The 22,657-nt window shown below is 72.3% G+C and carries 22 protein-coding genes, 1 tRNA gene and 1 pseudogene; 16 read left to right on the top strand and 8 right to left on the bottom strand.

Annotated elements, in window-relative coordinates:
- Positions 1-61: 61 nt before the first annotated feature.
- A complete protein-coding gene (locus AB0C76_RS38265; protein WP_359974606.1) occupies positions 62-574 on the top strand; it encodes a YbjN domain-containing protein in 513 nt (170 codons plus the stop codon).
- Between the two features lie 20 nt (positions 575-594).
- Here AB0C76_RS38265 and AB0C76_RS38260 read toward each other — a convergent pair whose 3' ends face one another.
- Positions 595-1,908, bottom strand: a complete 1,314-nt coding sequence (locus AB0C76_RS38260) for an MFS transporter (protein ID WP_359974604.1) — start codon at positions 1,906-1,908, stop codon at positions 595-597.
- A gap of 148 nt (positions 1,909-2,056) precedes the next feature.
- Here AB0C76_RS38260 and AB0C76_RS38255 point away from each other — a divergent pair, with 148 nt between their 5' ends.
- Positions 2,057-2,815 (top strand): phosphoglyceromutase, encoded by a 759-nt coding sequence (locus tag AB0C76_RS38255; protein ID WP_359974602.1) that lies wholly within the window; start codon positions 2,057-2,059, stop codon positions 2,813-2,815.
- A 274-nt stretch (positions 2,816-3,089) separates the two neighbouring features.
- Positions 3,090-3,680, top strand: coding sequence for a lytic polysaccharide monooxygenase (locus tag AB0C76_RS38250; RefSeq protein WP_359974600.1), 591 nt, complete (start codon positions 3,090-3,092; stop codon positions 3,678-3,680).
- 79 nt (positions 3,681-3,759) lie between these two features.
- Here the strand turns inward: AB0C76_RS38250 and AB0C76_RS38245 are convergent, their stop codons facing one another.
- Complete coding sequence (locus AB0C76_RS38245) at positions 3,760-3,939, bottom strand: hypothetical protein (protein WP_329929995.1); 180 nt, start codon at positions 3,937-3,939, stop codon at positions 3,760-3,762.
- 192 nt (positions 3,940-4,131) lie between these two features.
- Positions 4,132-4,812, bottom strand: a complete 681-nt coding sequence (gene phoU, locus AB0C76_RS38240) for a phosphate signaling complex protein PhoU (RefSeq protein ID WP_359974598.1) — start codon at positions 4,810-4,812, stop codon at positions 4,132-4,134.
- Between the two features lie 305 nt (positions 4,813-5,117).
- Between phoU and AB0C76_RS38235 the strand changes: the two genes are divergently transcribed.
- Both AB0C76_RS38235 and AB0C76_RS38230 read left to right on the top strand, forming a co-directional pair.
- Complete coding sequence (locus AB0C76_RS38235) at positions 5,118-6,623, top strand: ATP-binding protein (protein WP_359974596.1); 1,506 nt, start codon at positions 5,118-5,120, stop codon at positions 6,621-6,623.
- A complete protein-coding gene (locus AB0C76_RS38230) occupies positions 6,620-7,315 on the top strand; it encodes a response regulator transcription factor (RefSeq protein ID WP_031069385.1) in 696 nt (231 codons plus the stop codon). Before AB0C76_RS38235 ends, AB0C76_RS38230 begins: the two co-directional genes overlap by 4 nt.
- A gap of 112 nt (positions 7,316-7,427) precedes the next feature.
- Here AB0C76_RS38230 and AB0C76_RS38225 read toward each other — a convergent pair whose 3' ends face one another.
- The gene (locus tag AB0C76_RS38225) at positions 7,428-8,114 is read right to left on the bottom strand and encodes a DUF461 domain-containing protein (protein WP_359974594.1); all 687 of its coding nucleotides are present in this window, start codon (positions 8,112-8,114) and stop codon (positions 7,428-7,430) included.
- A gap of 475 nt (positions 8,115-8,589) precedes the next feature.
- Here AB0C76_RS38225 and AB0C76_RS38220 point away from each other — a divergent pair, with 475 nt between their 5' ends.
- The 7 genes from AB0C76_RS38220 to AB0C76_RS38190 all read left to right on the top strand — a co-directional run bounded on the left by AB0C76_RS38220 (position 8,590) and on the right by AB0C76_RS38190 (position 15,703).
- Positions 8,590-9,072, top strand: coding sequence for a CarD family transcriptional regulator (locus AB0C76_RS38220; RefSeq protein ID WP_030244332.1), 483 nt, complete (start codon positions 8,590-8,592; stop codon positions 9,070-9,072).
- A 253-nt stretch (positions 9,073-9,325) separates the two neighbouring features.
- Positions 9,326-10,081 carry a 2-C-methyl-D-erythritol 4-phosphate cytidylyltransferase gene (gene ispD / locus AB0C76_RS38215; RefSeq protein ID WP_359974624.1) on the top strand — a complete coding sequence of 252 codons (756 nt, stop codon included), beginning with the start codon at positions 9,326-9,328 and terminating at the stop codon, positions 10,079-10,081.
- A 4-nt stretch (positions 10,082-10,085) separates the two neighbouring features.
- The gene (ispF, locus tag AB0C76_RS38210; protein WP_359974622.1) at positions 10,086-10,616 is read left to right on the top strand and encodes a 2-C-methyl-D-erythritol 2,4-cyclodiphosphate synthase; all 531 of its coding nucleotides are present in this window, start codon (positions 10,086-10,088) and stop codon (positions 10,614-10,616) included.
- Between the two features lie 158 nt (positions 10,617-10,774).
- Complete coding sequence (locus AB0C76_RS38205; protein ID WP_359974592.1) at positions 10,775-11,170, top strand: PPOX class F420-dependent oxidoreductase; 396 nt, start codon at positions 10,775-10,777, stop codon at positions 11,168-11,170.
- 90 nt (positions 11,171-11,260) lie between these two features.
- Positions 11,261-12,655, top strand: a complete 1,395-nt coding sequence (gene cysS, locus AB0C76_RS38200) for a cysteine--tRNA ligase (RefSeq protein ID WP_359974590.1) — start codon at positions 11,261-11,263, stop codon at positions 12,653-12,655.
- A gap of 135 nt (positions 12,656-12,790) precedes the next feature.
- A complete protein-coding gene (gene rlmB, locus AB0C76_RS38195) occupies positions 12,791-13,783 on the top strand; it encodes a 23S rRNA (guanosine(2251)-2'-O)-methyltransferase RlmB (RefSeq protein ID WP_359974588.1) in 993 nt (330 codons plus the stop codon).
- Positions 13,784-14,023: 240 nt separating this feature from the next.
- On the top strand, positions 14,024-15,703 hold the full coding sequence (locus AB0C76_RS38190; protein ID WP_359974586.1) for a DoxX family membrane protein: 1,680 nt from the start codon (positions 14,024-14,026) through the stop codon (positions 15,701-15,703).
- 176 nt (positions 15,704-15,879) lie between these two features.
- Here the strand turns inward: AB0C76_RS38190 and AB0C76_RS38185 are convergent, their stop codons facing one another.
- The 3 genes from AB0C76_RS38185 to ugpC all read right to left on the bottom strand — a co-directional run bounded on the left by AB0C76_RS38185 (position 15,880) and on the right by ugpC (position 18,507).
- Positions 15,880-16,638, bottom strand: coding sequence for a nucleotidyltransferase family protein (locus AB0C76_RS38185; RefSeq protein WP_359974620.1), 759 nt, complete (start codon positions 16,636-16,638; stop codon positions 15,880-15,882).
- A gap of 147 nt (positions 16,639-16,785) precedes the next feature.
- On the bottom strand, positions 16,786-17,232 hold the full coding sequence (locus AB0C76_RS38180) for a hypothetical protein (protein ID WP_359974584.1): 447 nt from the start codon (positions 17,230-17,232) through the stop codon (positions 16,786-16,788).
- Positions 17,233-17,415: 183 nt separating this feature from the next.
- Positions 17,416-18,507 (bottom strand): sn-glycerol-3-phosphate ABC transporter ATP-binding protein UgpC, encoded by a 1,092-nt coding sequence (ugpC, locus tag AB0C76_RS38175; protein ID WP_359974582.1) that lies wholly within the window; start codon positions 18,505-18,507, stop codon positions 17,416-17,418.
- 285 nt (positions 18,508-18,792) lie between these two features.
- Here ugpC and AB0C76_RS38170 point away from each other — a divergent pair.
- The 4 genes from AB0C76_RS38170 (at position 18,793) to AB0C76_RS38155 (ending at position 22,252) form a co-directional block, all read left to right on the top strand.
- Positions 18,793-18,866, top strand: a tRNA-Thr gene (locus tag AB0C76_RS38170).
- A 160-nt stretch (positions 18,867-19,026) separates the two neighbouring features.
- Positions 19,027-19,302 (top strand): hypothetical protein, encoded by a 276-nt coding sequence (locus AB0C76_RS38165; RefSeq protein WP_359974580.1) that lies wholly within the window; start codon positions 19,027-19,029, stop codon positions 19,300-19,302.
- Positions 19,302-19,697 carry a PIN domain-containing protein gene (locus AB0C76_RS38160; protein ID WP_359974578.1) on the top strand — a complete coding sequence of 132 codons (396 nt, stop codon included), beginning with the start codon at positions 19,302-19,304 and terminating at the stop codon, positions 19,695-19,697. The genes AB0C76_RS38165 and AB0C76_RS38160 overlap by 1 nt, the downstream gene beginning before the upstream one ends.
- 749 nt (positions 19,698-20,446) lie before the next feature.
- Entirely contained in the window at positions 20,447-22,252 is a 1,806-nt protein-coding gene (locus tag AB0C76_RS38155) for an RICIN domain-containing protein (RefSeq protein WP_359974576.1), read from the top strand.
- 270 nt (positions 22,253-22,522) lie between these two features.
- Here the strand turns inward: AB0C76_RS38155 and AB0C76_RS38150 are convergent.
- Positions 22,523-22,657: pseudogene (locus tag AB0C76_RS38150) on the bottom strand (alpha-L-arabinofuranosidase); the annotation flags it as partial.

Raw genomic sequence — 22,657 nt, 5'->3', positions numbered from 1 at the left:
CCGGGCGCCGCAGGACCCCGCCTGCTGCGCACCGCCCGTACCGCCGAGTAACGTCACCCCCATGGCAACCCGCACCAAGGACGAGGCACTGACCCTCCTGCGCACCGCCCTGGACGACGCCGGCGTGGCCTGGGAGCCGGCCGCCGCCGACCCGTACACGCTGGTGGCGACCCTCCCGGGCACCCGCAAGCTGAGCACCACCTGCGCCCTGCGGGTCGGCGACCACACGCTGTCGGTCAACGCCTTCGTGATCCGCCGCCCGGACGAGAACCACGAGGCCGTCTACCGCTGGCTGCTGGAGCGCAACACCCGGCTCTACGGCGTCGCCTACGCGATGGACGCGCTCGGCGACGTCTACCTGGCGGGCCGCCTCCCGCTGGAGTCGCTCACCCCGGACACCGTCGACCGGCTGCTCGGGACGGTGCTGGAGAACGCCGACGAGCCGTTCAACACCCTGCTGGAGCTGGGCTTCGCCTCGGCGATCCGGCGGGAGTGGGAGTGGCGGACCAAGCGCGGGGAGTCCACCCGCAACCTGGCCGCCTTTGCCCACCTGGCCGCCCCGAAGGCCGACTGACCCGGCCCCCGCGGCGGGCCTCAGGCGCCCGCCGGAGCCTTCGCCGCCCCGGCTGCCCCGGTGGGCGCGGCGGCCGAGACCTCCGTGACGTCCTCCGGCCGGGCCGCCCGGCCCGCCGGGCCACCCGTCCGGCGGCCCAGCACCACGTACCCGAGGGCCGCGGCGCTGCCGAGCGCGGCGCACACGCTCCACAGCACCGCGGGGCCGGCCCGGTCCAGCAGCACGCCGCCCGCCCCCGGGCCGAGGAACGACGCGAGCGCCCAGGAGAGCGAGTAGACGCCCTGGTAGCGGCCGCGCGCGTGGGTCGGCGCGAGCTCGGAGACGAGGCTCATCATGGTCGGCGCGTTGAGGATCTCGCCGATCGTCCAGACCGCGACGGAACCCGCGAAGATCCAGGCGGACGACCCGGCCAGGGCCGCGAGGCCGAAGCCCCAGCCGGTGAGCAGACAGCTGGCGATGAGCAGGCGGGTCCGCGAGCGGCCCTCCATCCAACGGGTGAGCGGGATCTGCAGCACCACGATCAGCAGGCCGTTGAGGCCGATGACCAGCCCGTACTCGGTGGACGTGATGCCCGCGTGGCCCATGTCGACGGCCAGGGTGGTGCTGCCCTGCTGGAAGATCAGCGCGAGCACGAGGGTCAGCCCGACGGCCGACATGAACCGGCCGTCCCGGAACACCGTGCCGAGCCCGACCGCCGGCTCCTTCGCCTCGGCGGCCGTCATCGCCGGCCTCGTCTCCGGGATGCGGACGAAGATCACCACGGCGCAGACCAGTGTGCTGAACGCGTCCAGCAGGAACAGCGTGAGGTAGCCGTGGGTGGCGATCAGGCCGGCCGCGGCCGCGGAGAGGCCGAAGCCGATGTTGATCGCCCAGAAGTTCAGCGCGTAGGCCCGGACCCGGTCCTCGGCCGGGACGAGGTCGGCGATGATCGCGGAGGTGGCCGGCCTGGTGGCGTTGTTGCAGAGCCCCACCAGGAAGGCCACCACCGCGATCGCCACCGGCCCGTCCGCGAAGCCGAGCACGGCGGTGAACAGCGCCGTGCCGAGCTGCGCGGCGACCAGCGTCGGCCGGCGGCCGATCCGGTCGGTCAGCACGCCCGCGCCGATCGCGGCGATCGCCGAGCCGAGGCCGAACAGCGAGGCGACCAGACCCGCGTAGGAGTCCGAGTAGCCCCGCTCGGTGGTCAGGTAGAGGGCCAGGAAGGTCACCACGAAGGCGCCGAGCTTGTTGATCAGTGTCGAGGTCCAGAGCCACCAGAACTGCCGTGGCAGTCCGCCCGTCGTCTCCTGGACGACTCTCAGGATCCGGGCAGGGACGGGCGGTGCGACGGGCATGCGGGGGCTCCCGGAGGCAGGCGTCCGGCGAGCGGCACGGGCAGGTCCGCTCAGCCGACAGGTGTAAGTGTCAGAAGTGCGATGCACACATTACTCACGGGCAAAGGTCCCGGCCAGGGGTTTTCGGGGCTCCATTAAGCTGGGCGCCATGGCTGACACGACGTACCGACTCATCCTGCTCCGTCACGGCGAGAGCCAGTGGAACCAGAAGAACCTGTTCACCGGTTGGGTCGACGTCGACCTCAACGAGAAGGGCGAGAAGGAGGCCGCCCGCGGCGGCGAGCTCCTGGCCGCCGAGGGTCTGCTGCCCGACGTGCTGCACACCTCGCTGCTGCGCCGTGCGATCCGTACCTCGCAGATCGCCCTGGACAAGGCCGACCGCCACTGGATCCCGGTCAGCCGCAGCTGGCGCCTGAACGAGCGCCACTACGGCGCGCTCCAGGGCAAGGACAAGGCCCAGACCCTGGCGGAGTTCGGCGAGGAGCAGTTCCAGCTCTGGCGCCGCTCGTACGACACCCCGCCGCCGGTCCTGTCCGACGACGACGAGTACTCGCAGGCCGGCGACGCCCGCTACGCCGACATCCCGAGCGAGCTGCGCCCGCGCACCGAGTGCCTCAAGGACGTCGTCGAGCGGATGCTCCCGTACTGGTACGACGCGATCGTCCCGGACCTCGCCGCCGGCAGGACCGTCCTGGTCACCGCCCACGGCAACAGCCTGCGCGCGCTGGTCAAGCACCTCGACGGCATCTCCGACGACGCCATCGCCGGCCTGAACATCCCGACCGGCATCCCGCTCGTCTACGAGCTCGACGCCGACTTCAAGCCCCTGAACCCGGGCGGCCGCTACCTCGACCCGGAGGCCGCCGCGGCCGCCATCGAGGCGGTCAAGAACCAGGGCAAGAAGTAAGCCACTTGCCGCTGCGGCCCCGTCTCCCGGTTCGCCGGGGGCGGGGCCGCTCGCTGTTCGCCGGCGGTTCAACCTTCTTGCCGTGCAAGGGAGTTCACGGGGTCCGGCAGGTCGCTCGAAAATGGTTCAGACCATTGACGGGCGCGGGCGGGCGCTCCTACCGTGTGGACATCGGGCTGGCGCAGGCATGCCAAGGATTCCCCGTCCGGCCGCGCACCCCCACGCGCGCGTCTGCGCTCGGCGCACTCTCCATCCACCCCCACGGAGGAGCACCATGCGCAAACGTCATCTCGTCGGGGCGGCCGTCGCCGCCCTGGCGATCCCGCTCACCTTCGCGCTCCCGGCGCAGTCGCACGGGTACGTCTCGACGCCCCCCAGCAGGGCCGCGCTCTGCGGCGCGGGCGGGGTCCCGTGGGACTGCGGCGAGATCCAGTGGGAGCCGCAGAGCGTCGAGGGGCCGAAGGGCTTCCCCTCCGACGGTCCGGCCGACGGCACCATCTGCGCCGGCGGCAACGGGCGCTTCGCCGAGCTGGACGACCCGCACGGCGGCGCCTGGCCGACCACGCAGGTGACGGCGGGGCAGAGCCTCACCTTCACCTGGACGTTCACCGCCCGGCACGCGACCTCGGGCTTCGAGTACTACCTGACCGAACCGGGGTACGACCCGACCCAGCCGGTCACCCGCGCCAACCTGGACCTGACGCCGTTCCTGACCGTCCCGTACGACGGCTCCCAGGTGCCGCAGCGCGTCAGCCACACCGCGACCCTGCCGAGTGACCGGACCGGCCACCAGGTGGTCGTCGCGGTCTGGGACATCGCCGACACCGGCAACGCCTTCTACTCCTGCACCGACGTCCGGTTCTGACGGCCCTCGGCACGCCGGAACCGGACGGCCGCGAGCGCCCGGCCGCGTCCCACGAGCGGCCGGGCGCCCCGGTGCTTCCTCAGTGGCCGCCGCAGCAGCCGCCGGACGCGCCGCCGCACTGGCAGGGCGCGCCGGACTGGCAGCCGCAGCCGCAGCCGGGGCCGCAGCCGCAGCCGGCCGCGAGGACGGGCAGCAGCTTCGCGGGGGTCGGTTCGACGGTGTCGTGTGCCGGCGCCGGTCGGGTCGGGTTGGCCTTCATCGTGCTGAACCCTCCTTGTGACGGGCACACTTCCGGTGCCTACGGCTTCGAGTGAAGCCGCCGTCCGGAGGGAGCGTCAACGGGCGCGCAGTGGTGGGCCGCCCGGGAGTCCGTGCGCCCACACCACCCTCGCCCGAGGTTTAGTCACCCCTCGGGGTGAGCCCGACCGTTCCCGGACTCGGCTCACTCGGCTCACTCGGCGGCCGAGGCCTCCGAGGACGCGACGAAGTCCGCCACGTGCTCGCCCGTCACCAGGTACACGACGCGCTTGGCGACGGAGACGGCGTGGTCCGCGAAGCGCTCGTAGTAGCGGCCGACCAGGGTGATGTCGACGGCCGTCTCGATGCCGTGGGCCCAGCGGTCGTCGATCAGGTGGGACAGGAGCTCGCGGTGCAGCGAGTCGATGGCGTCGTCGTCCTGCTCCATCTCCAGGGCCTTGTCGACGTCCTTGGTGGCGATCACCAGGCCTGCCTTGGCCACCAGGCGCTGGGCGAGCTGGCCCATCTCCAGGACGGTGGACTGGAGGTCGCCGGGCACCGCCGACTCGGGGTAGCGCATCCGCGCGACCTTGGCGACGTGCCGGGCGAGGTCGCCGCAGCGCTCCAGGTCGGAGCTCATCCGCAGCGAGGTGACCACGATGCGCAGGTCGGTCGCGACCGGCTGCTGCCGGGCGAGCAGGTCGATCGCGCGGTTCTCCAGGTCGTGGTGGAGCTCGTTGACCTTCTCGTCGGCCGCGATCACGCTCTCCGCCAGCGAGAGGTCCGCGTCGAGGAGTGCGGTGGTCGCCCGGCCCAGGGCGGAGCCGACCAGCCGGGCCATCTCGACCAGGCTGTCGCCGATCGCATCGAGTTCCTCGTGGTACGCGTCGCGCATGCTCTCTCCTCAGTAGCTGTGTCGGTGGCGGTGCCGACCGGTCATCCCGTACGACCGTCGAGTCGGCGTCCGGGCGACCGCTGCTGGTGCGCGAATGGTACGCGCACCCTCGGGGCGGCGCCCCCGGTTCGGCGCGCCACCCACTCCCACACGGGCTGCACGGCCAACTCTGTGCCGTTTGGGCGACCACGTACGGCCGGTGCGGTGAATCGGCAGCTACGTGAAGGTGAATTCTCGGCAACAGCAGGTCGATGCCTTGATCCGACCCTTGGGGAACGCCGAGTACGTACGCTTACGCTGGCCACATGGACGTGAACGTGGCCGCCGCCGCTGCCTGCGCCATAGCCGGGCTCGGCGTCGGCCTCACGGCCTCCATCGCCTTCCGTTGGAGCGAGCGCGAGCAGGCCAAGGGGAAGTACAGCGGCACCAACGGCAGGAACTACGGCCGGCACCAGGTTCTGGGCGCCGCCGCCCAGGAGCCCCCGCTCCCGCCGGGCGTGGACACGGTGCTGTCGGTGCTGCGCTCCTGCGCGATCGTGCTCGGCGAGGCCGACGAGGTGGTCAAGGCCAGCTCGGCGGCGTATGCGATGGGCCTGGTGCGCGGCGGCGCCGTCGCCGTCGACCCGATGCTCTCCCTCGCCCGTGCCACCCGCCGGGACGGCGAGATCCGCCAGGTCGAACTGGAGGTGCCGCGGCCCGGCGCGGCCCGCGCCGCCGAGCCGCTCGCGGTCTCGGTCCGGGTCGCCCCGCTGGGCTCCCGGCTGGTGCTGGTCCTGGTCGAGGACCAGACCGAGCGCCGCCGGGTGGAGGCCGTCCGCCGGGATTTCGTGGCCAACGTCAGCCACGAGCTCAAGACCCCGGTCGGCGCCCTGTCCCTGCTCTCCGAGGCGGTCGCGGACGCGGCCGACGACCCGGAGGCCGTCCAGCGCTTCGCCGGCCGCATGCAGATCGAGGCGACCCGGCTGGCCAGCCTGGTCCAGGAGATCATCGACCTGTCCCGGGTCCAGGACGACCGGCTGATGGTCGACCCGGAGCCGGTCGCGGTGGACGAGCTGATCGCCGAGGCGATCGACCGCTGCCGCCAGCAGGCCGCCGCCAAGCAGATCCTGATCGCCGCCGGCGGCATCGCGGGCCTCTACCTGCACGGCAACCGCGGCCAGCTCGCCGCCGCGCTCGGCAACCTGGTCGAGAACGCGGTCAACTACAGCCCGCCCCGCACCCGGGTGGCCATCGCCACCCGCCGCATCTCCAGCGCCGCGGCGCTCGGCGAGGCGGACGGCGAGCTGATCGAGATCTCGGTCACCGACCAGGGCATCGGCATCTCCGAGAAGGACCGCGAGCGGGTCTTCGAACGCTTCTACCGCGTCGACCCGGCCCGTTCCCGGGCCACCGGCGGAACCGGTCTGGGCCTGTCCATCGTCAAGCACGTCGCCGCCTCGCACGGCGGCACCGTCTCCGTGTGGAGCGTCGAGGGCCAGGGCTCGACCTTCACCATCCGCCTTCCCGCCGGCCAGGCGCCCACCGCCGACGACCTGGAGACCGCCCGGGTGGTCGAGGACGCCGACGACCTCGAAGACCTCGACGACCCCGAAGACCCCGAAGAGCCCGATCCCGAAGACCCCGACGCGGTCGCCGGCCACGCCGGCCGCGCCGGCGACGCCGAACCCGCTGGCGTGGCCGGCGCGGCACCCCGAACCCTCACTCCGGACCGCGCGGCCACCACGGGCCGCCCGGTCCGTTCGCTCCCCGCCGGAGAGCGGGAAGAACCCCTGTCAAAGACAACCCAGCTTGCCCCGGAGGCCCGATCGTGACCCGAGTACTGGTGGTCGAGGACGAGGAGTCGTTCAGCGACGCCCTCTCGTACATGCTCCGCAAGGAGGGCTTCGAGGTGGCCGTCGCCGCCACCGGCCCCGACGCGCTGGAGCAGTTCGAACGCAACGGCGCCGACCTCGTCCTGCTCGACCTGATGCTGCCGGGCCTGCCTGGCACCGAGGTCTGCCGCCAGCTCCGCGTGCGCTCCAACGTCCCGGTGATCATGGTGACCGCCAAGGACAGCGAGATCGACAAGGTCGTCGGTCTGGAGATAGGTGCGGACGACTACGTCACCAAGCCCTACTCCACCCGTGAGCTGGTCGCCCGCATCCGCGCGGTGCTGCGCCGCCGCGGGGAGGACGGCGGCGCCGGCGACAACGGCGGCGGCCCGGGCGCCCTGGAGGCCGGTCCGGTCCGGATGGACGTCGACCGGCACGTGGTGACGGTGGACGGTGCCAAGGTCGACCTGCCGCTGAAGGAGTTCGACCTGCTGGAGATGCTGCTGCGCAACGCGGGCCGGGTGCTCACCCGCATGCAGCTGATCGACCGGGTGTGGGGCGCGGACTACGTCGGCGACACCAAGACCCTCGACGTCCACGTGAAGCGCCTGCGCGCCAAGATCGAGCCGGACCCGGGCGCGCCGCGCTACCTGGTCACGGTCCGCGGCCTGGGCTACAAGTTCGAGCCGTAAACCGGCACGGACACGCGGAAGGCCCTCTCCGGCACTCGCCGGAGGGGGCCTTCGCCGTCGTCCTGGGAGGCCCGTGCGGGCCCGCCGGGGGCGACGTGGAGCGTGTGGAGCGTCAGTGGGTGGCGGCGGACGGCGTGGCCGTACCGGACGGCGTGGCACCGGCGGTGGGGGTGCCGGCGACCGGGGCGGTCGGGGTGGTGCCCGCCGACGGGGTGGCGGCACCGGTGGCACCGGTGGCCGGGGCGGACGGGGTGGCGCCCTTGCTCGGGACGGCGACCGGCGAGGCGGTCGGGCCGAAGCCCTTGTAGATGCCCCTGTCGGGGCTCACGCCGGCCTGGACGGCGACCTTCTGGCCGTCCTTGAACGCGAAGGTCGTCGGCACCATGCCGCCGACGGTGACGCCGACGGAGGCGAGCTTGGCGGACGGGTTGCCGTCGCCGCCCAGCAGCACGGCGCCGCCGGCCGGGACGACGATGCTGGTCAGCGGGGCGCCCGCGGCGTCCGCGAAGGTGGCGGTGGCACCGCTGCCGACGGTGATGGACTGCAGCTCGACCGGGTCGGTCCCGGTGTTGCTGACGTTCACCGTCACGTTGGCGGGGCCGGTGGTGTCGCCCGAGGTGTCCGGTCCGGTGACGACGACGATGTTGTTCAACCGGACGTTCGTGCCGAGCGTCGCCGAGGCGCTGTCCGGCTGGATCTGCAGGGTGTCCGGCTGGTTGCCGGCCGCGCAGGAGGACAGCGAAGCGATGGCGAAGGCGGCGAGGGCGGCGATGCTGCCGCGTCGAAGGCTGCGGCTCACGGCGGCGGCTTCTCCCTAGGTCACGTGTCGGTAGGTCAGGTCTCAGATTATCGACCTCACTTATGCGGTCCTCACGGGGTGGTCCCCGTGTCGCACTCCCGGGGCGGTATCCGGGTCCGTCCGGCCGCAATATGACGTGCGCGCGCCACGTGATCGCGCCGCCCCTGCCGCGCTCCGGGGGCCGTTCGGGGCGGCGACGCGAGGACAAGCTTCGACCAAGATCGAATAACGATCCCGAAACGGCCCGATAAACGGCGAAAACTCAAGATCCAATCACGGTTTCGGGAGTGTTGCGACACGTTTCGCCGGGCGCCGGAACCGCCTCCGACCTGCGGGAAGCCGCCCTCGAACACCGGTCGCAGCACGTCATGGGGGTGCTTGTCAAGCCCCGAGACCTGCCCTGACCTGCGAAAACGCCCTTCGGGTGCGCCGAAAAGCGTGTTATTCTGGAAAGCCACGGAAGGGGTCCTGTCACATGACGTTCAAGGTTGGCGACACGGTGGTCTACCCCCATCACGGGGCCGCGCTGATCGAGGCCATCGAAATTCGCCAGATCAAAGGTGTGGACAAGACCTACCTGGTGCTCAAGGTGCAGCAGGGAGACCTGACGCTCCGCGTGCCCGCCGAGAACGCGGAGTTCGTCGGCGTGCGCGATGTGGTCGGTCAGGAAGGTCTGGACCGGGTCTTCGAGGTGCTCCGCGCACCGTACACCGAAGAGCCGACCAACTGGTCCCGTCGCTACAAGGCGAACCTGGAGAAGCTCGCCTCGGGCGATGTCATCAAGGTCGCCGAGGTCGTGCGCGACCTGTGGCGCCGCGAGCGCGAGCGCGGTCTGTCGGCCGGCGAGAAGCGCATGCTCGCCAAGGCGCGCCAGATCCTCGTCAGCGAGCTCGCGCTGGCCGAGAACACCAACGAGGACAAGGCGGAGACGCTGCTCGACGAGGTGCTCGCCTCGTAGTGCGGTCGGGCTGCCGCCCAACGCTCACAGCGCCCGGTGCCGGCGCGCCGCTTCCGGAGGGATCCGAGAAGCGGTGCTTTGGCACTTCGGGCGCTGAGGCGTGTCCGGACGACGCCTCCCGCCCGAGCCGGTCCAGGCCTGCAAGACCGTTTCTGCGAATCGTGTGGGCCTCGGACCAGGTGGTTCTTCGGAAGGGGTCCGTACGCCCGTCGTGCACGCCATGGCCATACCCACTTCGCCGAAGGAGTGAAACCTGAACGCGTCAGCAGCAGTCGCAGCAGCAGTGGTGCCCGCCGCCGGGCGCGGTGAGCGGCTCGGGCCCGGCGCCCCCAAGGCCCTGCGGGAGCTGGGCGGTGTGCCGCTCCTGGTCCACGCAGTCCGGGCCCTGGCCCGCAGCCGGGCGGTCGGCCTGGTCGTGGTCGCCGCACCGGCCGACGGGGTGGCGGAGGTCGTCGCCCTGCTGGACAGCCACGGGCTGGACGGCAAGGACATCCGCGTGGTGGCCGGCGGCGCGACCCGCCAGGAGTCCGTCCGGCTCGGACTGGCCGCGATCCCGGAGGACGTCGAGATCGTGCTCGTGCACGACGCGGCCCGCCCGCTCGTCCCGGTCGAGGTGGTGGACGCCGTCGCGGCCGCCGTCCGCGCCGGGGCCGTGGCGGTGGTGCCCGCGGTGCCGCTGGCCGACACGGTGAAGCGGGTCGAGCCGAGCCCGGGCGGGCCCGAGCCCGTCCTCGACACGCCCGACCGCGCCACCCTGCGCGCCGTGCAGACCCCGCAGGGCTTCGACCGGGCGACGCTGGCCGAGGTCCACGCCAAGGCGCTGGCCGAGGAGGCCGCGGGCGGCACCGGCGTGCCGCCGGTGACCGACGACGCCGGCCTGGTGGAGCGCTTCGGCGGACGGGTCGTCGTGGTGCCCGGTCACGAGGAGGCGTTCAAGGTCACCCGTCCGCTGGACCTCGTGCTCGCCGAGGCCGTACTCGCCCGCAGGAGGGCCGCCGATGCCTACTGAGCCGATGCCTACCGAGCCGATGCCCACTGGGCCGGTGTCCACGGACCGGACCGTTCCCGTCGTTCCCCGCGTGGGCGTCGGCACCGACGTGCACGCCTTCGAGGCCGGGCGCCCGCTGTGGGTGGCCGGACTGGAGTGGCCGGACGCCGGGTTCGGGCTCTCCGGGCACTCGGACGCCGACGTGGCCGCGCACGCCGCGTGCGACGCGCTGTTCTCGGCCGCCGGGATCGGCGACCTGGGCGCCCACTTCGGCACCGACCGCCCCGAGTGGGCCGGCGCGTCCGGGGTGAAGCTGCTCGGCGAGGCGGCCCGGCTGGTCCGCGAGGCCGGTTTCGAGATCGGCAACGTCTCGGTCCAGGTGATCGGCGTCCGCCCGAAGATCGGCAAGCGCCGGGCCGAGGCGCAGGCCGCGCTGTCGGAGGCGGCCGGTGCGCCGGTGTCCGTCTCCGGCACCACCACCGACGGTCTCGGCCTCACCGGCAGGGCCGAGGGCCTGGCCGCGATCGCCACCGCCCTGGTGTACGAGCGGCGTTGAGCGCGGCAGGTCCGGCGGGCCGGGAATAACCCGGGACTGACGAGTGTTCAACAGGCTTCGCGGGGGCCCGAGTCGATAGTGTGCGGTGCGGGCCCGCGCGGGCCGCGCAGCGCCGCGTGCCGGGCCCGTACCAGTCGCCGACGAGAAGAGGTTCCCCCGTGGCTTCGCAACTCTCCGACCGTGCCAAGGCCCTGATCGACGCCAAGAGCTTCGCCGTGGTCTCCACGATCCAGCCGGACGGCAGCCCCCAGTCCTCCGTGGTCTGGGTCAAGCGCGACGGCGAGGACGTCCTGTTCTCCACCGTCGAAGGCCGCCGCAAGCACCTCAACCTCGTCAAGGACCCGCGCATCACGCTCGTGGTCAACCCGCCGGAGAGCCCGTACGAGTACTTCGAGGTCCGCGGCTCGGTCACGATGACCACCGAGGGCGGCCGCGAGCTGATCGACGAGCTCGCCCTCAAGTACCGCGGCGAGGAGGTCTACAAGTTCGACGGGCCGGACGACGTCCGGGTGGTCGTGCGGCTCAGCCCGCGCAAGGTGGTCGGCAACATCTGACCCTCCTCCGGGTCCGCCGGCCCGCCGTTCACCGGGAATGTGACCGGGAATGTGGCGGGGCACCCCCTCGTGCCCACTACGCTTGACGCTGTGAGCATTCGCCTGTACGACACCAGCACCCGCCAGGTACGCGACTTCGTCCCGCTTGTACCGGGCTGTGTCTCGATCTACCTGTGCGGCGCTACCGTCCAGTCGGCGCCACACATCGGGCACATCCGGTCCGGGCTCAACTTCGACATCATGCAGCGGTGGTTCGCCTACCGCGGCTACCAGGTGACGTTCGCCCGGAACGTCACCGACATCGACGACAAGGTGATCGCCAAGGAGCGCCAGCTCGGCACCCCGTGGTGGCAGATCGCCTACGAGAACGAGCGCGCGTTCAACGACGGCTACGCGGCCCTCGGCTGCCTGCCGCCGACCGTCGAGCCGCGGGCCACCGGGCACATCCCCGAGATGATCGAGATGATGCAGGGCCTGATCGCCAGGGGCCACGCCTACGCGGCCGACGGCAACGTCTACTTCGACGTGCGCTCGTACCCGGGCTACCTCGCCCTGTCCAACCAGAAGCTGGCCGACCTGCGCCAGCCCGAGGGCGAGGGCGAGACCGGCAAGCGGGACCCGCGGGACTTCGCGATGTGGAAGTCCGCCAAGCCGGGCGAGCCGAGCTGGGACACCCCGTGGGGCCGCGGCCGCCCGGGCTGGCACCTGGAGTGCTCGGCGATGGCCCACAAGTACCTGGGCCCGGCCTTCGACGTCCACGGCGGCGGGCTGGACCTGATCTTCCCGCACCACGAGAACGAGATCGCCCAGTCCAAGGCCTACGGCGACGACTTCGCCAACTTCTGGGTCCACAACGCCTGGGTCACCATGGCGGGCGAGAAGATGAGCAAGTCGCTCGGCAACTCGGTGCTGGTCTCCGAGATGGTCCGGCGCTGGCGGCCGATCGTGCTGCGCTACTACCTGGGCGCGCCGCACTACCGCTCGATGATCGAGTACAGCGAGGAGTCGCTGCGCGAGGCCGAGGCCGGGTTCGCCCGGATCGAGGGCTTCGTCCAGCGCACCGTCGAGCGCTTCGGGAAGGTCGACGCGGCGCCCGAGGTGCCGCCGGCCTTCGCCGAGGCGATGGACGACGACCTGGGCGTGCCGCAGGCCCTCGCCGTCGTGCACACCGCCGTCCGCCAGGGCAACAGCGCCCTGAACGCGGACGACAAGGAGAACGCGGTGGCGCGTCTGGCCGAGGTCCGTGCGATGCTCGGAGTGCTGGGCCTCGACCCGCTCGACCCGCAGTGGGCCGGGACGGAGCGCGGCGAGGACCTCCACGGCGTGGTGGACTCGCTGGTCCGCCTGGTCCTGGACCAGCGGCAGGCCGCGCGCGAGCGCAAGGACTACGCCACCGCGGATGCCATCCGCGACCAGCTCGGCCTGGCCGGGCTGGCGATCGAGGACACCCCGTCCGGCCCGCGCTGGACGATCAACAACCAGTAACCCCATCTGACGATCGGGGTGAGGGTGGGCCGTGCCGGACCGGTGCGGCCCTCCCGCATGACGTAGCGCATGCCGTCGGCCGCCGCCGGACAGAGCGGGGCGGCCGGGCATGCCGGACAGACAGGAAGTACAGCCATGGCCGGCAACAGCCAGCGCAGGAACCGCCGCAACCCCGGATCGAAGAAGGGCGCGTCTGTCGGGACCGGCGGGCACAGCCGGAAGGCGCTCCAGGGCAAGGGCCCGACCCCGCCCGGTGAGGAGCGCAAGGGCCACCCCAAGCAGCGCGCCGCCAACGCCGCGATCAAGCGCGAGCGCGACGCCAAGGCCCGCGCCGGCATGCGCCGGGCCGGCGGTGCCGGTCGCGGCGGCCGCGGTGGCGCGGGCAGCGCCGAGCTGGTCTTCGGCCGCAACTCGGTGGTCGAGGCCCTGCAGGGCGACGTGCCGGCCAACGCGCTGTACGTCCAGCAGTTCATCGACACCGACGACCGCGTCCGCGACGCCTTCCAGGCCGCCAACGACCGCGGCATCCCGCTGATGGAGGCCCCGCGCCCGCAGCTGGACCAGATGACCGGCGGGATGAACCACCAGGGCCTGGTGCTCCAGGTGCCGCCGTACGAGTACGCGCACCCCGACGACCTCCTGGTCGACGCCTCCGACGCCGGCCAGGACGCGCTGATCATCGCGCTGGACGGCGTCACCGACTCGCGCAACCTCGGCGCCGTCGTCCGCTCCGCCGCCGCCTTCGGCGCCCACGGCGTGGTCATCCCCGAGCGCCGCGCGGCCGGCATGACCGCCGGTGCCTGGAAGACCTCCTCCGGCGCCGCGGCCCGGCTGCCCGTCGCCCGTGCCACCAACCTGACCCGCACCCTGGAGGCCTACCAGAAGGCCGGCCTGATGGTCGTCGGCCTGGCCGCCGACGGCGAGGCCGAGCTGGGCGACCTGGACGTGCTGACCGGCCCGGTCGTGATCGTCGCGGGCAGCGAGGGCAAGGGCCTGTCCCGGCTGGTCTCGGAGACCTGCGACATCCGGGTGCGGATCCCGATGTCGGGCCTGACGGAGTCGCTGAACGCCGGCGTCGCGGCGGGCATCGTGCTGTACGAGGCCGCGCGGCTGCGCGCCAAGCGCTGAGCGCTGCGCGCTGAGCACCAAAGGCTGAGCGCTCAGCGCTGAGCACCGAGCGCTGAGCCGTCGGCCGCCGGAGCACAGGACGTGACCGGCGCGCGGGAGATCTTCCGAATTCTCCGTGAACCGGCTGAGAAGCGATCGGGCCCGACCGGGTCCGATCGCTTTTCTCATGATCACTTCAAGTGGGCGCCGGATATCCACCCGGGAGAGTGTCCAAAGCGGCCGTCACCCGGTTAGACGGGCGTGGACACCAGAACACAACGGCGGCCCCTGTTCGGCGGCGGCAGTACCGGGATAGACGCGGACCCGGGCCTCAACACCGTCAAGGTGGAGTCGGACCCGGCCCGTCTCAGCAACACCCAGGCCAGCTTCCGGCTCCGGCTCGGCGCCCCCGTGGAGCCGCTGATCGACGCCCCCGCCGGACTGCTCTCCACCGGCGCCGCGTTCGGGGACCCGTACGCGAGCCAGGGCCTGATCCGTCGTCCGCTGGTCACCCCGCAGGTGGTCGTGCCCGCCTCCGCCGTCCCGGCGATGGCGGGGGCCGCCGGGGGCGGGGCGCCGCGCCGCAAGGGGCGGGTCACCGCCGTCACGTGGACCGGCCAGGCGCCCCCCGGTGACCTCGCGGCGACCCAGCTCCTGGAGGCCGTGCGGCTCAGCGGCTCCCCGGGCGGCGTCGGCCTGGCCGAGGACGACACCCAGGTGATCCCGGGCCTCGCCGGCGCCCGGACCGTGCCGCGCCAGCCGCGCGAGGGCGCCGGGACCGCGACCGACGCGGGCGTCGGCCCGATCGGCGCGCCGCAGGGCTGGACCCCGAGCGGCGAGCTGCCCGAGGTCTGCGCCGCCGACGCCGAGGGCAAGCAGCCCTGGTACCCCGGCCGGCGGGTCGACCTCGGGCTGGTGCTCCTGCCGCTGCGCGCCGTCCTCGGCTCGCTGTCCGTCTACGCCGGGTTCAGCAAGCTCTGCGACCCGGTGTACTTCGACGGCGGCGAGCGCGGCTCGATGATGCGCTGGCTGGCATCGCTGCACCCGTGGAAGGTCGCCGAGCCGCTGCTCGCCTTCGCCATGGCGCACCCCGTCGGCTCCGGCCTGGTGGTGTCGTTCACCGAGATCGTGGTCGGCGTGCTGACCATCCTCGGCCTGTGGCAGCGGCTCGCGGCCGGCGCGGCGATGCTGCTCTCCGCGGCGCTGCTGTTCACGGTCAGCTGGCGGGCCGTCCCGGTGTACGACACCCCCGACCTGATCTTCCTGGCCGCGTGGAGCCCGCTGCTGATCGCCGGGGCGCCGTTCGCCTCGCTGGACGGACGGCTCAACCTGGAGGCCTGGCGGCGGTACGGCTCGGGCGCGCCCGGGGCGCTGCGCCGCCGGGTGCTGCGCCGGGGCACCGTGGTCACCACGGTCGTCGTCGGCCTGACCCTGCTGCTCGGCTCGATGCTCGGCGCGGCGGTGCGCACCAGCGCCCGGCCGCACCAGGCCCCGGGCCGTCCGACCGGCGACTACGGCACGCCGGTCTGGCCGAGCGGCTCCCCGTCCGGCGCCGCGGGTGGCCAGGGCACGTCCACGCAGCCCGCACCGGCCGGGTCCCGCCCGGCCACCCCGGCGGCCAGCCCGACCGCCGGGGCGTCCTCGCCCGCGGCCTCGCACCCGGCCACCCCGACGCCGGGCGCCAAGCACTCCACCAAGGCCGAGGGCGGCCAGAGTTCGGCGCCGGCGTCGGCCCCCACGGCCGCCGCGCAGCCGGCCGGCGGGACGCCCGCCCAGCGCTCCACCCCGGCCCCGGCCGGCTCGGGCGCGGGCTCCAAGCCGAGCCCCACCGGCTCGGGTTCGGGCTCCGGCCTGCTGGGCGGGGTGCTCGGCAGCGGCCCGCTGGCCGACCTGTCGGGCGGCGGCCACTCCAGCCGGCCGGGGATGCCGACGGCGACCTGACCGGGGTCGGCCGGGTGGGTCCGGACCGGACGGGTCGATCCGGGTGGGTCTGGGTCGGTCTGGGTCGGTCCGGGTTGGTCCGGGACGGTCCGGGTGGGAACGAACAGCGGTCGGCCGGGTGCTCCGTGGGGGAGCACCCAGCCGACCGCCTTTTCGCGTCGTGGTTACCGGCGTGGCTACCGGGGAGTGCGGCCCGCGCCGGCGGCGAGCTCCTTGGCGGCCTCCGTGAGGTCCTTCGCGGTGTCGATCGCGCGCCAGTACACGCCCTGCGGCAGCTGGTAGCCCGCCAGCCGCTTGCCGCGGGCGAGTTGGGGGAACGTGGTGCGCTCGTGGTCGCCCACGTCCGGCAGCAGCGCGGCGAACTCCGGGCTGAACACGTACAGGCCCGCGTTGATGAGGAACGGCGAGGGCGGCGCCTCGATGAAGTCCAGCACGTTGCCGAACTGGTCGGTCTCCACCGCGCCCCACGGGATCCGCGGCCGGGCCAGGGCGAGCGTCGCGATGGCGTCCCGCTCATGGTGGAAGGCGGCCATGTCGCGCAGGCTGAAGCGGGTCCAGATGTCGCCGTTCGTGGCGTACCAGGGCTCGTCCGGGCGGGGCAGTGCCCTGGCCGCGTACTTGAGCCCGCCGCCGCGCCCGAGCGGCTCGTCCTCGACGACCGTGCGCACGCGCAGCGGCAGGTCCGCCTTGTCCAGCCACTCCTGCAGCACGTCGGCCAGGTGGCCGCAGGACACCACGACGTCCGTGACGCCCTCGGCGGCGAGCCACGCCAGCTGGTGGCCGAGGATCGGCGTGCCCGTGCCGGGGATCTCCACCAGCGGCTTCGGGCGGTCGTCCGTGTAGGGCCGCAGCCGGGAGCCCTGGCCGCCGGCCAGGATGACGGCCTGCGTGACGGGCGTCGTGGTCGGCCGGGGCGGCTGGGCCTGCTGGGACATGGGGTCGGCGGTGGGGCCGGAGTCAGCGCTCATGCCTGAACAATAGGCGCGCGGACGGGTGTTGGAAGCGCGGTTGCCGGGGCGGCGGGTGCGCGTCCGGGCGTCCGGGTGTCCGGGTGTCCGGGTGTTCAGGCGTGTGGGCCGGCGTCAGCCCGTGATGCCCGCCGCGAACGAGCCGTCGCAGACCGGGCGGGCGAACGAGCGGGCCCGCTGGACGTCACCCTGGTACTTCTTCACCGTCGCCCGGCCCAGCTCGGTGGCGAGCGAGGTGCAGTACGGCGTCAGGGCGGGCTGCTCGCGCATCGAGCGCTCCAGCAGGTCCAGCGCGGCGGCCGGGCTGTGCTCGCGCAGCTCGTCCAGCATCGCGACGCGCAGCGCGTCCTGCGGCGCCAGCCCGTCCGGCGTCTTGCCGGCCGCGCCCGCGGTGCGTCCGATGCCCGCGCCGTCGCCGCTGGACGCCGCGACGACCTGCTGGTCGAGCCCGGTCGGCGGGGCCCACGGGACCCGGGTCACGGCGAGGGTGCCGGTGGTCACCAGGACGACGGGCAGGGTGAGGGCGACGGTCTGGCCGATACGGCGCAAAAGCTGCTTCACGCTCAGGAGAGTAGCGGTGGGTGCGCCCCGGATCGCCCTCCGTTACACCATCGAGTGACGACGTGTCCGGGTTCGTCCCGTCACCGTGTTGACGCGGGGGTGTACGGACGGAGCCCGCCGGACCGGGGGACGGTCCGACGGGCTCGTGTCGTGCTCGTGCGGTGCCGGTGGCGTGCCGTCGGCTCAGCTGCTGAGGCGGGCACCCGTGCTGGTCGAGAACACGTGGGTCTCGTCGGCGATCGGCACGACGTGGATCGTCTCGCCGCGGGCCGGGATCTGCCGGCCGTGCACGCGGACCACGATGTCCTTGTCCTCGCCGCCGATCTTGGTGGTGCCGTAGACGAAGCCGTCCGAGCCGAGCTCCTCGACCACGTTGACCGTCACCGCGACGCCCTCGATGCCGCCGGCCGGGACGACCTCGAAGTGCTCCGGGCGGATGCCGACGGTCACGGTCTTGTCGAGGCCGGCGCCGGACAGGTCGTCACGCGAGATGTTGACCACCGAGCCGCCGAACTTCACGCCGCCGTCCACCAGCGGCACCTCGACCAGGTTCATGGCCGGCGAGCCGATGAAGCCGGCCACGAAGAGGTTGGCGGGCTTGTCGTACATGTTGCGCGGGGTGTCGACCTGCTGGAGCACGCCGCCCTTCAGTACCGCGACGCGGTCGCCCATGGTGAGCGCCTCGGTCTGGTCGTGGGTCACGTACACCGTGGTGATGCCCAGGCGGCGCTGCAGGCCGGCTATCTGGGTACGGGTCGAGACGCGGAGCTTGGCGTCCAGGTTCGACAGCGGCTCGTCCATCAGGAAGACCTGCGGCTGGCGCACGATCGCCCGGCCCATCGCGACGCGCTGGCGCTGACCGCCGGACAGCGCCTTCGGCTTGCGGTCCAGGTACTCGGTGAGGTCGAGGATCTTCGCGGCCTCCTCGACCTTGGTGCGGATCTCGGCCTTGTTGACGCCGGCGATCTTGAGCGCGAAGCCCATGTTCTCCGCGACGGTCATGTGCGGGTAGAGCGCGTAGTTCTGGAACACCATCGCGATGTCCCGGTCCTTCGGCGGCAGGTGGGTGACGTCCCGGTCGCCGATCCGGATCGCGCCGCTGTTGACGTCCTCCAGGCCGGCCAGCATGCGCAGGCTGGTCGACTTGCCGCAGCCCGAGGGGCCGACCAGCACGAGGAACTCGCCGTCCGCGATCTCCAGGTCCAGCGCGTCCACGGAGGGCTTGTCCGCCCCCGGGTAGACGCGGGTCGCCTGGTCGTACGTGACAGAAGCCATGGTTGAGCTCTCCTTCACCGGCAGGAACGTGCCGGACGATCCGAGTAAAGGGGGGGGTTTCGTTCGTCTCACCGACCCGCCCAGTGGTCTGGACCACTACACGAACCGGCTCCCGGCGACGCTACCTGCGCCCTCGCCGCTTGTCAGCCCCCTCCGGTCCGATTTCCGCATCGTTTCCATCACGCCCGCCCCACCCCGCCAACCCCCGGATATCCCCCCACCCCGCCACCTGCGCCCGGTAGACTGCCCCCGGTGCCGCCGTGATCCGTCGCGGACGGCCACCGTGCCTCCTTAGCTCAGCTGGCCAGAGCACCGCTCTTGTAAAGCGGGGGTCGTCGGTTCGAACCCGACAGGGGGCTCTCGTTTCCACCCCGGATGAGCTGCAGCTTTGGCCTTCTGGGGGTTCTGTCACCGGCCTCGGACGACTCGTCCGGGGCCGTTTGCGCGAGCGGCGCGGCCGGCGCACAGGGCGGTGTCGCGTCGGCCTGCCTGCATCGGGCAGTCGGTATGATGACTGGTATGGCAACGAAGAAGTACACGGTGACGCTGCCGGAGGAGCTGGCGGAGGAGATCCGCTCCGAGGTGGGGTCGGGCGGGTTCAGCCGGTACGTCGCGCAGGCCATAGAGCGTCAGCGCGAGCGGGACCACCTGCACGAGTTCGTCGGCTGGTGGGAGGGCGAGCATGGCGAGGTGACCGACGCGGAGCTGGCGGCCGCAGAGGCGGAGAGGCTCTCGCTCCAACGGCAGCACGCGGAGCGCAAGGCTCGTTCTGTGCCTCAGCGCAAGGCGGGTTGATGTCCGAGCTCGTCTATGTGCTCGACAGCGAGGGCTTGTCTCAAGCCGTTCTTGGGAACCGTGCGATGGGTGCCCGGTTGAAGGATGCGGATCGCTCCGGCATCCGGGTTGTGACCACGTCGATGACGCTCATCGAGGCCTATCACGGGCGCGTCAAGAAGGCCGCGTGGGCATGGACCCTCTCCAAGATCGCAGTGGAACCGGTGACGAGGGAGGTTGCTGGGGAGGCGATCGAGCTGCTGGAGACGGCCGGGCTGCACGGGCACAAGTACGCCATCGACGCTGCTCTGGCGGCCGTGGCGCTACGGCAGCGTGGCGACGTCACGATCTTCACGTCCGACGAGGAGGACATGAGACTTCTCTGCGGGGATCGTGTCGTTGTCAGAGGGATCTGAAGTCGGAGAGGCTCGGGACGTCAGCCGGGCCCGAAAGTTCTTGTCAGCCGGATCTTCTGCTGCGTGAGCGTTGCGTGAGCGGACGGTGTGACAGCAGGCCGGGGTGGGCTGGACAGCCCAGAGCTGCCGCACGGGGCTGGCCTAGGGATTCAGCACCACGCGGCAGGGAATGTCATGTGTCGTCAGAATTCGGGCGGTGCTTGTAAAGCGGGGGTCGTCGGTTCGAACCCGACAGGGGGCTCCGCGGCGGGCGTTCTTTCGAGCTGCCGTTGCCCGTCGGCCAGGACCGCGTCGTCGCCGTCCTGGCCGGCCAGGTGATCGACGCCCCCCAGGCATCGCCACGTGCCCGCGCGACATCCGCCTCGACGACGGGGCGGCCGGGCCGTCATCGTGGCCCGCGCCGCCATCCGGGACGGGGCGCAATTCGCTGACACACCGGACAGCACCAGCCCGCCGGACGCTTCCTCGCCGTGGCCGAACGCCTGCGCACACGAGGCCTGAAGGAGTTCCGCCGTGGCGGTCGGAAGAAATTCTCGCGGGCGGCGGCAACCTTCTCCAGGCGGACGGCAACTGGAGGGTGTCCGGCCAGGAGGGCCGGTCAGAGGAAGCGGCTGAAAGCGAGCACCGACATGCACCCTCGCCCCTCCACGTCGTCGGAGGCGTCCCCTGCCGGGGGCCACGGTCGCCGTGGTCGCCCGTCGTCCGGCTCGGCCCCTTCGGGGCGGCGGCAGGCGCATCGTCGCCGCCGGTTGTACCAGCGTCGGGGTTTCTGGGCGGCGGTCGGCCTCGCCGTCGTGGGCGGCTCGGTGGTGGTGGTCAACACGGCCACGGCCGGAACCGTGGACGTGGACACGAAGCCCTGGTACATGCTGGTCAACCGCAACAGCGGTGAGGTGCTGGACGGCCTCAACTACGCCACGAACGACGGCGCGGCGGCGGTGCAGTGGGGTCGTCACGACGGGACCAACCAGCAGTGGCGCTTCATCGACGCGGGTGACGGGACCTACCGGCTGCAGAACCGCAACTCCGGCAAGGTGCTGGACGACTACGGCTGGTCGAAGAGTGCCGGCGCCGGCCTGGTGCAGTGGCGCGACCTGAACGGCGCCAACCAGCAGTTCCACCTGAAGAAGTCCTCGGACGGCTACGTGCGCCTGATCAACCGCTTCAGCGGCCTGGCCGTCGAGGTCCAGGACGGGTCCAAGGCCGACGGGGGCCGCGTAGCCCAGTACTGGGACTGGGGCGGTGCCAACCAGCAGTGGCAGCTCGTCCCGGTCGGTGGCGGCGACGCCGGGAGTCCAGGCGGCACCGCGGCGCCCACCGCGCCCGCCACCTCCGTCAAGTCCACCCCTGCGGGCAAGCCGGGCGGCGGCGTTGCGACGAGCCAGGCTCCGAGTGCCACCCGCCCGCCGTCGGCACCGGCGCCGACCTCGACGCCTCCGGCCGCCGGCACCGGTGGTGGTGGCAACGGCGGTGGCTCGGCGACCCGCTTCATGGGCAGCAGCACCGTCCTCGTCGGCGGCTCCATGAACGACGCCTCGGCGACCGCCGCGCCCTTCGACGTGCGGTACAACTACGTGCACAGCAAGCCCGCGCCCTCCTCCGACTACTACACCGCCTCACGCTGCAAGGCCGAGTGGTCGAGCTGGTGGGGCTGCTGGGGCGGCGAGACCACCGCGCCCGGCTTCTACGTGACCTGGGGCGACGGTCACGTGGCCCAGGCCACGTACCAGGGCAAGCCGCGCCCGCAGAAGTACTTGTGGACCTGGTACTCGCTGCGCGACCTCGGGGACATGGCCGGCCAGGGCGACGGTCCGGGCGAGGTCGTCGCCATCAACCGGACCGACCTGCTCACCCGCTACCTGAACGACTACCGCTTCTTCCTCCAGAAGATCGGCACCTCGCAGGACATGATCGACATCGAGCCCGACTTCTGGGGCTACGTCCGCTCGCACGGAGACCCGCACCAAACCGCCGCCCAGGTCACGGCCTCGAACCCGACCGACTGCGGATCCCAGGAGAACAGCGCCGTCGGCCTGGCCCAGTGCATGATCGCCATGGCCCACAAGTACGCACCGAACACCGGAGCCGGGCTCCACCTCACCTGCTGGGACTGGACGACCAACACGCAGGGCTGCGTCAAGGACTACGCGGCACTCGGCGCGAAGAACGCCGACTTCCTGGTCACCGACGTCTCGGACCGCGACGCGGGATGGTACGCCAAGCCCGAGAACGGCGCCCGTGACAGCTTCTGGAACGACCAGAAGGCCACCGCCGCGCTGACCTTCTACAAGACCATGGCCGAGTCGACGGGCAAGCCGGTCGTCCTGTGGCAGGTCCCCGTGGGCAACATGGCCCAGAACAACACTCTCAACCACTACAAGGACGACAAGGTCGACTGGTTCCTCTCCCACATGGACCAGGTCGCCGACGCACACGTCGCGGCCCTCCTGTTCGGCGCGGGCCAGCAGGAACAGACCTCCGTCGAGTCCGACGGCGGAAACCTGATCAACAAGACCATCGCCTACCGCAACGCCGGCGGCACGCCCCTCAAGTAGACCCGCCCGCCCAGGGCAGGGCCGCGTCCACCACCTCCGCCCCGTCGAGGCCTCCTCGGCGGGGCGGCTGCGGTTCGCCGACGGGACAGCCGCACCGCTGCTCGCGGGAACCGGCCGCACGGTGCCCGTCGGGGTGCTCCGACGCGGCGCGTGGGCCGCCCCACGGGTGCGTGGGCGGCGTGCACTGACGTAGGCGCTCGCGATCCCGTTCGTAACAGAGGACCCCCGGCCGACGCGCGCGGCTGGGGGTCCTCGACGTGGTGGGTACCGTCAGCGTCGGAGGGTGAGGACGCCGGGGCGGTACGGCAGTTGGTCGTAGGGGCCGGTGGCGGTGGGGGACTTGCCCTGGTAGAGGAACTGGAGGTTGCAGGGGTCGATGGTCATGGTCTGGTCGGGGTTGTTGCG

Source organism: Kitasatospora sp. NPDC048722, from assembly GCF_040650235.1.
Taxonomy (GTDB): domain Bacteria; phylum Actinomycetota; class Actinomycetes; order Streptomycetales; family Streptomycetaceae; genus Kitasatospora.
Note: the sequence above shows the minus strand (reverse complement) of the source record. Positions and strands in the feature narration are given on the sequence as shown.

Bases quoted from the DNA above. Each gene is read 5' to 3' on its own strand.
- AB0C76_RS38265 (WP_359974606.1), top strand. From the start codon at position 62: ATGGCAACCCGCACCAAGGACGAGGCACTGACCCTCCTGCGCACCGCC.
- AB0C76_RS38260 (WP_359974604.1), bottom strand. From the start codon at position 1,908: ATGCCCGTCGCACCGCCCGTCCCTGCCCGGATCCTGAGAGTCGTCCAG.
- AB0C76_RS38255 (WP_359974602.1), top strand. From the start codon at position 2,057: ATGGCTGACACGACGTACCGACTCATCCTGCTCCGTCACGGCGAGAGC.
- AB0C76_RS38250 (WP_359974600.1), top strand. From the start codon at position 3,090: ATGCGCAAACGTCATCTCGTCGGGGCGGCCGTCGCCGCCCTGGCGATC.
- AB0C76_RS38245 (WP_329929995.1), bottom strand. From the start codon at position 3,939: ATGAAGGCCAACCCGACCCGACCGGCGCCGGCACACGACACCGTCGAA.
- phoU (WP_359974598.1), bottom strand. From the start codon at position 4,812: ATGCGCGACGCGTACCACGAGGAACTCGATGCGATCGGCGACAGCCTG.
- AB0C76_RS38235 (WP_359974596.1), top strand. From the start codon at position 5,118: ATGGACGTGAACGTGGCCGCCGCCGCTGCCTGCGCCATAGCCGGGCTC.
- AB0C76_RS38220 (WP_030244332.1), top strand. From the start codon at position 8,590: ATGACGTTCAAGGTTGGCGACACGGTGGTCTACCCCCATCACGGGGCC.
- ispF (WP_359974622.1), top strand. From the start codon at position 10,086: ATGCCTACCGAGCCGATGCCCACTGGGCCGGTGTCCACGGACCGGACC.
- rlmB (WP_359974588.1), top strand. From the start codon at position 12,791: ATGGCCGGCAACAGCCAGCGCAGGAACCGCCGCAACCCCGGATCGAAG.
- AB0C76_RS38185 (WP_359974620.1), bottom strand. From the start codon at position 16,638: ATGTCCCAGCAGGCCCAGCCGCCCCGGCCGACCACGACGCCCGTCACG.
- ugpC (WP_359974582.1), bottom strand. From the start codon at position 18,507: ATGGCTTCTGTCACGTACGACCAGGCGACCCGCGTCTACCCGGGGGCG.
- AB0C76_RS38165 (WP_359974580.1), top strand. From the start codon at position 19,027: ATGGCAACGAAGAAGTACACGGTGACGCTGCCGGAGGAGCTGGCGGAG.
- AB0C76_RS38160 (WP_359974578.1), top strand. From the start codon at position 19,302: ATGTCCGAGCTCGTCTATGTGCTCGACAGCGAGGGCTTGTCTCAAGCC.